The sequence below is a fragment of the Verrucomicrobiota bacterium genome, from assembly GCA_021294815.2.
Lineage (GTDB): Bacteria > Verrucomicrobiota > Verrucomicrobiia > Opitutales > LL51 > LL51.
The window spans coordinates 530,795-543,154 of sequence record CP095464.1 but is presented as its reverse complement, the minus strand read 5'-3'; the positions used below and the strand labels follow the sequence as shown (position 1 = coordinate 543,154).

The window sequence follows — 12,360 nt, the reverse complement described above, 5'->3', positions numbered from 1 at the left end:
CCTATATTGAAGCCCGACGTGCATTTCGCGAACGGCGACGCATCTGCCGGTCCATTCGCGAAACCCGAAAAGAACGACGTGCGTGATACCGCCAGCGTTTCGAGCAAAAACGAAGCCAATTTAAAATGATCCGTATCCCCGCATCCGTAGCAAAGCACTGCCAGCAAAACCGTGCTCCCGCGCAACGATAGACGTAGACCATGAGGCTAATCGGTAGCAATGAAAATCCCCAAAAGCATCCGACATTTGAAAACATCGTAAATAACGCATCCCCCGCAGAAATGAGTGCGTTTTGTGTTAACCAGCGAACGGAGTCGATCACCAAAGCAACCCACGCCCAAAATAAGACACTACGGAATACGGCAAAAAATTCGGGAGAGGTATTGGGAATATCAAAAATCGGCAAGACAAGTTGGGGCGCGATCACCATAAAAATCGCGGTTACCGCACCAAAGATACCCATCAGCGTCAGTAGTGGCCGAATGATTTTTCGTAAACGCCACATCTGGCCGTTCCCGATATAGTTTGAACAAATGGTACAAACGCCCTTGCCGAGACCATCGGTAAACGACCAAAATGCAAGGTGAATGGTGTGGGCAACCGAAAATGCAACGATCGCATCCGGCGAACAAACTTTACCGACAATTTGAAAAACTAGCGCTAACCCACCCGCATTAAATAGAGAGTTAATCGCATTTGGAGTCCCGGACGAAAAGAGACGCTTCATTAATGGCCAACAAAAAATGGGTACATGCGTGTGGTAATAGCGGCGGAATGGACGCCGTAAAAAGAGGTAGAGGAAAATGGAAAACGCGACCATCTGCGCAATCCCCATCGCTAAGCCCGCACCAATAATCCCTAAGCGTGGAAATCCACCATGACCTAAGATTAATAAATAATCGAGAACAATATTGACGACGTTGGAGATGATCATCACAACCGGTACAATCCGTGTTCGACCGATCCCCAGAAAAAATGCTCCAATCGCACCATACCCCGCTAAATGAAATGGTAAGGTCAGAAGAATAATGGATAAGTAGGGTGCTCCGAGTGTACTGTAAGCATCCGCCAACAGATCTTTACTGAAAATCGCACAGGGAATGAGTACCATGTAATATCCAAAGGCCACGTAGAGAACCTGCCAAACAATACGCCCAATTTGACGATAACTGTGCGCACCATGACATTGACTGACAATCACCGTCGCCATCGCGATAAACGACATCATCGTTCGTACGTGTGTCCAATAAACGGTGTAGGCGCCCGTTGCAGCAACCATCGCCTCCGTCGAGTACCGCCCTAAAAATGAGCGATCGACAAGACTCATGAGGTAGTTTGACATCGCAGCGAGGACCATTGGCCACGCAAGGGTCCAAATTTCGGCAAAACTTCCGGGCTCATATTTTGTCAACCTCATGTATTCCAACAAGTAGCAACAACGGAGACGGATTTCAACGTAATTCTCATACCGAATACGGGATTTCCTAATCGATATGTTAGCGTCGTTTGAATTTTGATTGACTCGTGAACCCGATCTGCGAACAGTACGCACCTTATGGAAGGTGACATGCCGAGCCGTTGGAAACTGCAAAGACAAGCATTAGTGCTCAATTGCCCGATTTTTCAGGTCTATGCGAAGCAGTTTGAACACCCGATCGATCATCGTCACGGGACTTTTTATACCATCGAGGCGAACGACTGGGTGCAGGTGATTGCCATAACGCCGGAACAGCAGCTTATTCTGGTAAAACAATTCCGTTTCGGAACACAGGAATTTTCGCTCGAACCTCCCGGAGGTATTATGGATGCCGGTGAAGATCCGATTCACGCCGCGGCCCGAGAACTCCGCGAAGAAACGGGTTATGTCGGTGAACCCGGACATGAATTATTATCGCTTTACCCCAATCCGGCGATGATGAATAATCGGCTCCATATCGTCTTAATCGAGCAGTGTCAACGAATCGATACACAACACTTAGATCCCAATGAAGAAATTTCGATTATGCTCGTCTCACCGGAAGAATGCCGTCGATGTATCGATGAAGGGAATATTAATCACGGCATTGCGGCGCTCTCACTGCTGGTATACTTTTTCGAAAAAAATGGGTTTTAATCCACAGGCTTTTCGTCAACAATTTCCGATCTTAGCGACCCAGAACCGCTTTGGGAAGCCACTTTTTTATCTAGACAATGCCGCAACAACTCAGGTTCCTGAAGTCGTGATTCAGGCGATTGACACACATTTTCGCAGACAAAATGCCAACATTCATCGCAGTGTTTATGATCTCGGAACACAATCGGAGCTCATGTACGAATCGACGCGCCAAGCAATTGCTTCCTATATCCATGCAGCTTCAGCCGGGGAAATTATTTTTAACTCTGGAGCGACAGAAGGTCTCAACTGGATTGCCTCACAGTTTACGTATCTCACTCCCGAAGATGAAATTCTCGTCACTATCCAAGATCATCACTCCAATATTCTTCCCTGGCAGCGGCTATCGGCGACGGTGCGTTTTATTGGGATGACGCCGGAGGGGGATTTCGACGAAGACGATTTTCAAAAAAAACTCTCACCGCAGACTAAAGTTGTCTCGATCGCGCAGTACCACAACGTTTTGGGAACGATCAATCCCGTTAAAAGGATTGCAAAAGCGGCGCATCAGGTCGGAGCGCTTTGTGTCGTCGACGGTGCTCAAGCTCTGCTACATGGCCCGATTGATGTCCAAGAAATGGATTGCGATTTTTGGGTTACATCGGCTCATAAAGCTTACGGTCCCACAGGCATCGGATTTTTATATGGCAAATCAGCGCTTTTAAATAATTGTCAACCAGTACGTTTTGGCGGCGGGATCGTCGAACGTATCTTTACAGGTCGACCGGCCATCTTTCGTTCCATTCCAGAGCGTTTCGAAGCGGGAACACCGAATATTATCGGCGTCGCTGGTCTTCGTGCCGCAATTCAGTTCTTAAATAACCTAGACTGGGACTCTTTGCAAAAGTATCTTCAGAAACTCCAAGACGAACTCCTCGAACGGTTACTCCCAGAGGTCTATATTTTATGCCCGCAAAACCGTCGTATCCCGATTGTCGCGTGGACGCAGCCCGATGTACATCCCCATGACTGTGCGAGTATTTTAGATAGTGAAGGCATCGCGGTTCGTGCCGGTCACCAGTGCGCCTACCCTCTTATGCAACACCTCGGTATCACCGGATGTACCCGTGTTTCATTGGCTCCTTATAACACAGAAGAGGATATCGATCACCTTGTCCAAGGATTGAAAAAAATACACAAAATTCTGGGGCGAAAATCGTAGCCAAAAGTCGCTTGACTTCAAACGCGAAACTTCATATGTGTACGGAATATTGAATATTATGGCCGAAAAATCGATCGAACAAAGAGTTAAAGAAGTCATCGTCAATTCGCTGAACGTAAGCGAGGATAAAGTGACGGACGATGCCTCGTTTTTAGAGGATCTCGGCGCCGATTCCCTCAGTACTGTCGAACTCATGATGGCCTTCGAAGATGAATTTGAAAACGAAATCGAAGGCGGTATTCCCGAGGAAGACGCGGAAAAATTACTGACCGTCAAGGACGTTGTGAATTATATTAAGAGCCGCCTCGCATAGCCCGTGCGCATGAGCGATTTACGCCGAGTCGTTGTTACCGGTTTAGGCGCGATTACGTCGCTCGGCCATAGTGTTTCTGAGCTTTGGTCTAACCTCATCGCGGGTCGGAGTGGGATTTCTAAAATCCGACTCTTTGACGTTACAGGCTATCCCTGTCAAGTGGGTGCAGAGGTATCTGATTTTCGCCCAGAGGACTATATGGATTCCCGAGAGGCGAGGCATAGTGATCGGTTTACGCACTTAGCTTGTGGTGCGGTTCAGAAAGCAATCGACGATGGGGATTTCGACTTGAAAAACTTTGATCCCTACCGCGTTGGCGTAATTATTGGCACAGGGATTGGCGGCGTAACGACCATTCAGCATCAGACTAAGCGCTTTCATGAGCTTGGTCCATTACGGGTCTCACCGTTCATGATTCCATCTCTCATTTGCAATATCGCCCCGGGGATGGTTGCGATTACCTACGGCTTCAAAGGCCCCAATTTTTCCGTCGTCACGGCTTGTTCTTCCGCCTCACATGCCATCGGAGAAGCCTACCATATGTTGAAACTCGGTAAAGCCGATGCAATCTTTACCGGTGGTTCCGAAGGCTCCATGACAGGCTTGAGTTTTTCGGGTTTCTGCATGATGAAGGCGGTTTCAACACACTTCAACGACACACCAAAACGTGCTAGTCGGCCATTTGATGCCAAACGCGATGGGTTTGTAATGGGAGAAGGATCTGGTATTCTGTTATTAGAGACCCTAGAGAGTGCTCTCGCCCGGAAAGCAAAAATTTACTGTGAAGTCGTCGGTTACGCGGCCAGCGGCGATGCGCACCACATGACGAGCCCCGATCCAGAAGCGAACGGCCTTGCCAGTTGCCTTAAAAACCTCCTTCAAGAGACGAAACTCAATCCGCAGGATGTCGACTACATCAATGCGCATGGGACTTCGACCGTGCTCAACGACAAAACAGAGACGCTCGCGATAAAAAAAGTCTTCAAGGAATACGCTCAACATTTAAAAATCAGTTCCACCAAAAGTATGACGGGACATCTCCTAGGCGCTGCAGGCGCAATCGAGGCAATTGCTTGTGCGAAAGCGATCGAAACAGGAATTATCCCACCAACAGTCAATTACGAAAATCCCGATCCTGATTGCGATCTCGACTGCGTTCCCAATCGTGCAATTCAGCAACCTGTGAATGTCGCTATTAGCGAGAATCTCGGTTTTGGCGGACAAAACGCGGCATTAATGTTCCAGAAATATCGGTAATGTTCACCTCCTGGATACTCAATAGTGTCGGCTGGATTGTCGCACACCTTCCGCTCCCGATCATTTCGCTTATCTGTTCGGTTGTCGGGCGTCTTTTTTTCTTTATCTTTCGGCGCCGCCGTAAAATTACAATTGAAAACTTTCTGGGTGCTTTCCCCGGAAAAACGCGCCGTGAGTGTAAAAAACTCGCCCTCCAAAGTTCCATCCGAATGGTCGAACTCGGCCTACTAGCGGTGGCTATGCCCTTTCTTTCCGAGGAAAAGATTCGCCGCGCGTTTACGATCGACGTTTCCATTCGACAGTGCCTCGAAACCGCTAAAAATCAGCCGACGATCATCCTCCTTCCCCATTTCTCGCAGATGGAGGCCATGACGGTTCTTCCGCTTCTGGTACCGGAGCTCAAAGAGCGTGAAATCGGTGTCCTCTACCGCCCCTTTAAAAACAAGGCACTCGAAGCATGGGTCCGAAAAACGCGTGGGCGCTTTGGCCTTCAATTATTAGCGCGACATCAAGGTCTCCGCGAAGCACGAAAAATTCTCAAACATAAGGGGATTGTTGTCATTCTTTTCGATCAAAATGCGTGCGGCTCCGGCGTCCTTTGTGACTTTTTAGGCCATCTCGCTTCGACAACGCACCTCCCCGATGCACTCTACCGACAATTTCACGGCCCCATCTACATGCTTTTCCCGAAGAGGACGGGTGTTTTCCAAGCTCACTGCACGGTAGAGCGCCTGACGCTGAAACCAAAAATTGGCAACCAACGTTACAACACCGACGGCATCACGACGGCTATGAATGCATGGCTCGAAAAGAAGCTCTTGTCGGATACCGCTACCTGCTGCGACTGGCTCTGGGTTCATAACCGTTGGAATGTCTGCAATCAGCTCAGCGATTGGCTCAGCTTGCCTCAATATCCGAGCATCGCGGACCCTTCTAAACTACGCCCGACGAAGATTTTTCTCTACATGCCCAATTGGCTCGGTGATGTCGTCATGCTCCTACCGCTTGTCCGAGCGGTCCGCTACGCTCATCCGACGGCAGAGATTTCGCTTGTCGCTCAACCACACTTTGCGCCCTTTTTAGAACTATTGCGAGAACGGTATGGGCTACCCGTTAACCAGGTTCTGTCCTTGCCAAAACGCGGTGCGATTCACTACAAGCTGCTTTGGCAATTTCGGGCCTTGACGCCCGATATCTGTCTACGCATGTATAATTCTGTCCGCGGTGACATTGGGGGTGTGATTCTCGGGGCCCGACATACGTTCGCGTTGCGGTTTCCGAAAAAAAAGTGCCCGTTTTTCTGCGATTATGTTCTGATGACGTTGCCCAATCCAGAGCACTCGCATCAGATGGAGGATCATCTCTACTTCGCACGCCAGATGGGGTACACTGGAATCTGCGATCGAACGGCCATCAAAACTGGAATTCCGCAGCGCAATGATATCGGTCTCATCTGCGGAAGCGCGAATCATAGCCCTAAACGTTGGCCCATCGAACATTGGGTCGCACTAATTCAGGAGCTTTTGCCGCAAATCGATGCGCGGTTCGTGCTTTTCGGCGGTCAACAGGATGTTCCTATTACACAGGCCATTAAGGAACGCTTTCCCAACAATCCGCGTATTGTTGATCGTGCAGGGAAAACCGACCTATGCATGTTCTTTGACGAGCTTGCGCATTGCCGGTTGGTGGTGGGTAACGATACAGGGGGCGTCCATCTGGCGAACTTTATTAGTATTCCGACGCTTGTGCTTTTTGGTCCAACTAGTCCTGAAAAAACACGCCCCGGATATGACGCTCCGGTTACAATCCTGCGCGCACCCGATCCCGAACACTTTGAGTCGCTACGTCCATCAGTTGTCGCCGCAGCTATCCGTGACAATCTTAAACAACTGGCGCAAAATATTTAAGATTTATTGACAATCAATCTCTGTTCTTTAGACTACCGTTAGGAGTCGGTTATGTCCAAAGAGTTAATGGAGCAAGTGATCAAGGATTTTGGGAATGAAATTGGAGCGGAACTTGAAATCGATGAGGACGCTTACTGCTGTCTTGCGGTTGGCGATGATATGCAAGTTCACCTGAAGTTTAATGAGCATTTTAACGGTCTCATTCTCTATTCTGAGCTGGGAGAGCTTCCTGATTTCGGCCGAAAAGAAATCCTGAGACACTACGTTTACGAAAATGGGCAACCTACTTCTGGCGGAATGACTTTTAGCTACGACGCCGACAATAAGCAAATCGGTATGGCACATCTCCTTTACAAGGATTTTCTTGATCTTGAAAATTTCAAAAAAGTTTTAGAAAAATTTATCGAGCGTAACCTCCAAGAAAAAGACAAAATAGCAAGTTACCTTCAAGGTGACCTCCCGAAAGACGAAATCCAGTTTATCGAAGAAGAGGACACTGAAGAAGCGCCCGCTGGACCAATGCTGTAAAATTTATTGGTATTCCTAAGCTTTTTGCTTGCTCTGCCGCGACGTTACTTACATTTTTGTCTGTTGCATTATGAGCGTAGACGTCCCGCCGAAGCAGAGCGATGCGTATGATTCCTCCAAAATTCAGAAGCTCGAGGGCCTCGAAGGCGTCCGTAAGCGCCCCGATATGTATATCGGCGATACGCTCGAACGTGGCCTCCATCACTGTGTTTTCGAGATCGTCGATAATTCCATTGATGAGGCACTCGCCGGTTTTTGTAAAAATGTTACCGTAACACTCCATATCGATGGTTCCTGCTCCATCGAAGACGATGGCCGTGGAATCCCAGTCGATATCCATCCTAAGTATAAAATCCCTGCACTCGAGCTCGTTATGACCAATCTCCATGCGGGCGGTAAGTTCGGCAAAGGTGCCTATCAAGTTTCTGGTGGATTACACGGTGTTGGAGCCAAATGCGTTAATGCTGTCTCGGAGGATTTTGAAGTCGAAGTACGCCGAAACGGGCATGTCTATTCGATGAGCTTTTCACGCGGTAAGACGACCAAGCCGATGACCATTACGGGAGATGCGACTAAGACTGGTACACGGATTACATTTTTACCCGATCCAGAGATCTTTACCGAAACCCGTGAATTCCGCTACGACCTTTTAGCAAAGCGACTCCGGGAGCTCGCATTTTTAAACTCCGGCATCACCATCGCGATTAGCGATGAGCGTACGAATAAGCGCGAAATCTTCAACTTCCGGAACGGGATCGCGGAGTATGTTGAATTTCTCAATCGCGGGAAAGCGCCCATTCATAACGAAGTGATTGCGTTGTCGGGCAATGCCGAAGGCCACGGCGGAACGGTAACCGTTGACGTCGCGATGCAGTACACGAATACCTACAACGACCAGATTTGCGCCTATGCCAATTCGATCGGCAATGTTGAGGGCGGTACACATCTTTCGGGCTTCCGTACCGCACTCACACGCGTGATTAACGCTTTCGCCAAGGCCAATAATCTTGTTAAAGACAAGGATCCACAGCTTACCGGTGACGATGTCCGCGAAGGTCTAACGGCGGTTATTTCCGTCAAGGTTCCCGAACCCCGATTCGAAGGGCAAACGAAAACCAAGCTCTCAAACAGCGAAGTTGATGGCATTGTCCAAAAAATTGTCGGCGATAACCTCAAATACGTCTTGGAGACCAAGGCCGGTCTTGGAAAATCAATTGTCGAAAAATGTCTGAACGCCGCTCGGGCCCGCGAAGCCGCTCGTAAAGCTCGCGAAACCGTTCGTAAAAGTGCACTCTCTGCCGGAGGACTTCCTGGGAAACTCGCGGATTGTTCCGAAAAAGATCCGGCTAAATGTGAGCTCTTCATCGTCGAGGGAGATTCTGCAGGGGGATCCGCAAAGCAAGGCCGTAACCGGGCCACACAGGCCATATTACCGCTTTTCGGAAAAATCCTCAATGTCGAAAAAGCACGACTCGACCGTGTACTGAGCAGCGAAGCAATCCGCATGATTATTACCGCCTGCGGAACCGGTATTGGCCAACATGACGATAGCGGTGGCTTCGATGCCGATAAGTGCCGTTACCATAAGATCATCATCATGACCGATGCCGATGTCGACGGTTCCCATATTCAGACATTGTTGCTGACCTTCTTCTTCCGGCAAATGCGCGAACTCATCGAGCGCGGATACGTGTATATCGCTCAACCACCTCTCTATAAAATTAAACGCCGTAAAAAAGAGCGCTATGTGGATAACGATGCCGAGATGAATCGTATCTTACTCGAGCTCGGCGAAGAGGATGTAACGCTCATCCGGTTAGTCGATTCCCACGCCTTTTCAAAAGAAGAGGTTTCAAAAATTATCGGTATTTTTGCACGTATTGAACTGCTGGGAGCCAATATCCTCCGTCACGGCTGTCCTTTACCGCTCTATCTCGATCAACACACACCGGAAAATGTTCTCCCCAAGTTCATTGTTCGTATCCGTTCGGGGAACGAAGAATCATACCAGTTTTTGTTTAATGAAGATGAGCGCTTGGAGTTTTACACGGAGTACGGCATTACCGATCATATTTTTGAGGGTTCTGCAACGCGCGAACTCGAAATCGATGGCGTTAAAATTCGTCAACGGATTACCGTTCATGAAATCTTTGAAGCATCTTCCTTAAAAAACCTCCTCGATCAACTGACAGAACTCGGTCTCGACCTCAGTACCTTCGAGCCCACCAAACAACCGCGTTACCACCTTGTTGAAAATATCGGTACCGACCACGAATCCGTTTTAGAGATGTATTCGGGAATCGAAATGGTTTCTAAAATCCGCGAACTTGGCCGCAGAGGTCTCTCGATCCAGCGCTATAAAGGTCTCGGAGAAATGAACCCTAAACAGCTCTTTGAAACAACGATGGATCCTATGACCCGTAAACTTTTGAAAGTTTCTATCGATGACGCGGCCGCCGCGGATCGTGTCTTTTCGATGCTTATGGGCGAGGACGTCGCTATCCGCCGTGCATTTATCGAGGATAATGCCCTTAACGCCTCGTACATTGACGCCTAAAATACTATGACCGAAAACACTTTAACTGAAAAAATTCTGCCGTCTGACATTAGCGATGTCATGCAACGGTCGTATATCGATTATTCCATGTCGGTCATCGTGAGCCGTGCGCTACCCGATGCACGTGATGGACTTAAGCCCGTCCAACGCCGTATCCTCTATGCGATGCTCCGGGAGGGACTTGTCAATGCACGGCCCTTCGATAAGTGTGCGGGTGTCGTCGGTGAGGTTTTAAAAAATTATCACCCACACGGCGATTCATCGGTCTATGAAACCCTCGTACGCTTAGGGCAAAATTGGGTTATGCGGTATCCGCTCATCACCCCCCAGGGGAATTTTGGTTCCATTGATGGCGACCCACCAGCGGCCTACCGTTACACGGAATGTAAGCTCGAAAAGATTTCCGAAGACCTTTTGAAGGACATCGACGAGCAAACGGTCGATTTCCAGCCCAATTATAAAGAAAGCACGACAGAACCCACCGTTCTGCCCTCCGCGCTCCCGAATCTCTTGATGAACGGCTCGACGGGAATTGCGGTTGGGATGACCACAAATATTCCTCCCCATAATCTCGGCGAACTCATTGATGCACTATGCCGGATGATTGATGATCCGCTTACAACGGTCGACGACCTTTGCGGAATTATCAAGGGCCCGGATTTTCCTACCGGTGGTTCAGTTATTGGACTCGAAAATATCCAAAAATACTTACGTACTGGACGAGGCATTATCCGTAACCGCGGTGTTATTGAAGTTGAAATACAGAGTAATGGCCGTGAACAGCTGGTCATTACAACGGTGCCGTACAACACCAATCGGGCAGCGATCGTTACACGAATTGCGGAGCTGATCAACGATAAGGTTATTGACGAAGCAAGCGATCTCCGCGACGAATCGGACGAAAACACTCGCATTGTAATCGAACTCAAACGCAACGAATCGCCACGGGTTGTCATTAATAAGCTCTGGAAGCTAACGCCGATGGAATCGTCTTTTGGTGTCATTCTCCTCGCGCTCGACGGACGTCGGCCGAAGCAGATGAACATCAAGGAATTACTCGAGTGCTATCTCGATCACCGTCGCGAAGTCATCTTCCGTCGGACACAATTCCGGCTCCAAAAGGCCGAAGCGAGGGCCCATATTTTAGAGGGATACAAAGTTGCACTCGCGAATCTCGATGATTTCGTCCGTATTATCCGGCAATCTAAGGATCGTGAGACTGCGAAAGCCGAATTTTTAAAGCGCTATCCCCTCTCGGAACGCCAGGTAGATGCAATTTTAGAGCTACGCCTTTACCAGCTCACGGGACTCGAACAGGCCAAAATTGAAGAAGAGTACGCAAAACTTATCCAACAGATCGAGGAATATCGTCACATTTTAAATAACGAACAGCTCCTACTGGGTGTCGTCAAACAAGAGCTCTTGGCGCTTAAGGATGTGTATGCTTCGCCTCGGATGACCGCAATTTTACCTGCTGAAGACGAATTTCGCATCGAAGACGTTATTGCGAATGAAGGGTGTATTGTGACGGTAACCGCTAATGGCTTTATTAAGCGTACGAGCAACGATGCATACCGCTCCCAGAAGCGTGGCGGTAAAGGGGTTATCGGCGCGGGACAGCACGAAGACGATACAATTACGAACCTGCTCTCCGCAAGTACGCACGACTATATCATGTTCGTCATGACGAATGGACGCGTATATGTCGAAAAAATTTACGAAATCCCCGAGGGAGCACGGACATCGAAAGGCCGTTCGATCGTTAATATCCTCGAAATGCAGCCCGATGAAAAGATCGCGGCGATGATCTGTTTCCCAGAATTTTCCGAGGAAAAACACCTCATTATGTGCACAAAGAAGGGCGTCGTAAAAAAGACTAACCTCAACGCCTATGCCAATTACCGTCGCGGCGGGATTATTGGGATCGAGGTCGATGAGGGCGATGATATCCTTTCGGCGCGTCTCTCAGGTGGCATTGACGAAGTCGTCTTAATTACCCACAACGGTATGTCGATCCGCTTTAGCGAGACCGAGCTTCGGGATCAGGGACGAGCAACTCGTGGTGTTCGGGGCATTTCCCTCTATGACAACGATTACGTGGTCGCAATGACAATCGTCGACGACGCAGCGACTTTTCTGATTGCCGCCGAAAATGGCCAAGGGAAGCGCTCTTCCTTTGAGAGCTATCGTCTACAAAAGCGGGCGGGACACGGCGTGATTGCGATTAAAATGGCCGCTAAAGTCGGTGTTGCCGCAGCCCTAACGGTAAGCGAAACGGACGAGATCATGGCGGTAACCCAACACGGCCAAGCGGTACGTTTCCCTGTCAAAGGCGTCCGTGTCATTGGCCGGACGACTCAAGGTGTTCGGCTCGTCAATCTCGAAAAAGGCGACAAACTCGTCGGCATCAGCCGCCTCATCGAAGTCGAAGACGCTGCCTAAGGACAATAAAAGAGCCTGATCGATCAACCAGGCTTCATAAAA

Annotated in this window: 9 protein-coding genes; 8 read left to right on the top strand and 1 reads right to left on the bottom strand. The window is 49.0% G+C overall.

Features of this window, described 5'->3' with window-relative positions; all coding sequences use genetic code 11:
• Position 1: 1 nt before the first annotated feature.
• Positions 2–1,417 (bottom strand): MATE family efflux transporter, encoded by a 1,416-nt coding sequence (locus tag LW808_002535; protein UPA28162.1) that lies wholly within the window; start codon positions 1,415–1,417, stop codon positions 2–4.
• 138 nt (positions 1,418–1,555) lie between these two features.
• Between LW808_002535 and LW808_002530 the strand changes: the two genes are divergently transcribed.
• From LW808_002530 to gyrA, 8 genes are all read left to right on the top strand, one after another.
• Positions 1,556–2,113 carry an NUDIX hydrolase gene (locus tag LW808_002530; GenBank protein ID UPA28161.1) on the top strand — a complete coding sequence of 186 codons (558 nt, stop codon included), beginning with the start codon at positions 1,556–1,558 and terminating at the stop codon, positions 2,111–2,113.
• On the top strand, positions 2,103–3,314 hold the full coding sequence (locus LW808_002525) for an aminotransferase class V-fold PLP-dependent enzyme (protein ID UPA28160.1): 1,212 nt from the start codon (positions 2,103–2,105) through the stop codon (positions 3,312–3,314). Before LW808_002530 ends, LW808_002525 begins: the two co-directional genes overlap by 11 nt.
• A 58-nt stretch (positions 3,315–3,372) precedes the next feature.
• Positions 3,373–3,627: an acyl carrier protein gene (acpP, locus tag LW808_002520; protein ID UPA28159.1), complete on the top strand. Its 255-nt coding sequence runs from the start codon at positions 3,373–3,375 to the stop codon at positions 3,625–3,627.
• Between the two features lie 9 nt (positions 3,628–3,636).
• A complete protein-coding gene (gene fabF, locus LW808_002515; protein UPA28158.1) occupies positions 3,637–4,884 on the top strand; it encodes a beta-ketoacyl-ACP synthase II in 1,248 nt (415 codons plus the stop codon).
• A complete protein-coding gene (locus LW808_002510; GenBank protein UPA28157.1) occupies positions 4,884–6,791 on the top strand; it encodes a hypothetical protein in 1,908 nt (635 codons plus the stop codon). Before fabF ends, LW808_002510 begins: the two co-directional genes overlap by 1 nt.
• Positions 6,792–6,857: 66 nt before the next feature.
• The gene (locus tag LW808_002505) at positions 6,858–7,319 is read left to right on the top strand and encodes a type III secretion system chaperone (GenBank protein UPA28156.1); all 462 of its coding nucleotides are present in this window, start codon (positions 6,858–6,860) and stop codon (positions 7,317–7,319) included.
• A gap of 70 nt (positions 7,320–7,389) precedes the next feature.
• Positions 7,390–9,876 (top strand): DNA topoisomerase (ATP-hydrolyzing) subunit B, encoded by a 2,487-nt coding sequence (gene gyrB, locus LW808_002500; protein ID UPA28155.1) that lies wholly within the window; start codon positions 7,390–7,392, stop codon positions 9,874–9,876.
• A gap of 6 nt (positions 9,877–9,882) precedes the next feature.
• Positions 9,883–12,318, top strand: coding sequence for a DNA gyrase subunit A (gene gyrA / locus LW808_002495; GenBank protein ID UPA28154.1), 2,436 nt, complete (start codon positions 9,883–9,885; stop codon positions 12,316–12,318).
• Positions 12,319–12,360 lie beyond the last annotated feature (42 nt).